The following is a 785-nucleotide window of genomic DNA, read 5'->3' on the forward strand; positions in this document are numbered from 1 at the left end:
GTCACGCAAAGGCGCAGAACAGAGGGGGGCAGCGACACCGCTGAACTTGGGCGCTCTGGCTTTCCAGCGATGTGGCCGGTACTTTCACGGGCTTCAGTGGCTGACACTTCGCTATCGCTGGCACGCCAGCTCCCACAGGGTTTTGTGTCTATCGCCGATTCCGACTTGATTCCGGACTGGCCCCGGATGCCCCCTCTCTGTCCCGCAATGCCCTCAACCTGCTGACCTGCCTGTCTTAAGGTGTGCTTACAACAATAAGCGCTGCCACCTTCGAGGAACGTTATGCGGGCAATCCGTCTCACTTTACTGCTGGCGTTAGCCATGACGCTGTTTGGCTGCGGCGAAGAGCCCAAACCCCCGGCCACCGCCCATGACGCGATACCCAAAGAGCCGACCCTTGCGCAGATCTACACCAACAGCTGCCAGCTCTGCCACGCCAATCCGGCCGCCAACGCACCGCTCACCGGCGATCGCAAAGCCTGGGAGCCGCGCATCCGGCAGGGCGCCGACACGCTGCTCGATCACGCTATCAATGGCTATAACGGCATGCCGCCGATGGGCCAGTGCGTCGAGTGCTCGGAAGAACAATTCCTGCAACTGATCGGCTTCATGGCCGATCAACCTCTCCCACAATAAGGGCGTGCGCATGACGATGGGTATGACACGGCGTCAGTTGTTGCAGCGGGCAAGTATCGTTGGCGCCTTCAGTGCGCTGGCGACGAACCCGGCCTTGGGCCAATTGATGCGCGCGCCACGACTGATTCCCTGGCGCAACTGGTCGGGCG

Annotated in this window: 1 protein-coding gene; it reads left to right on the forward strand. The window is 61.7% G+C overall.

Annotated features, from left to right (window positions below; all coding sequences use genetic code 11):
• Nucleotides 1–282: 282 nt before the first annotated feature.
• A complete protein-coding gene (locus DBR24_RS26255; protein WP_128616168.1) occupies nucleotides 283–636 on the forward strand; it encodes a cytochrome c5 family protein in 354 nt (117 codons plus the stop codon).
• Nucleotides 637–785: the final 149 nt, after the last annotated feature.

The sequence above is a fragment of the Pseudomonas sp. HMWF006 genome, from assembly GCF_003061205.1.
Taxonomy (GTDB): Bacteria; Pseudomonadota; Gammaproteobacteria; order Pseudomonadales; family Pseudomonadaceae; genus Aquipseudomonas; species Aquipseudomonas monsensis.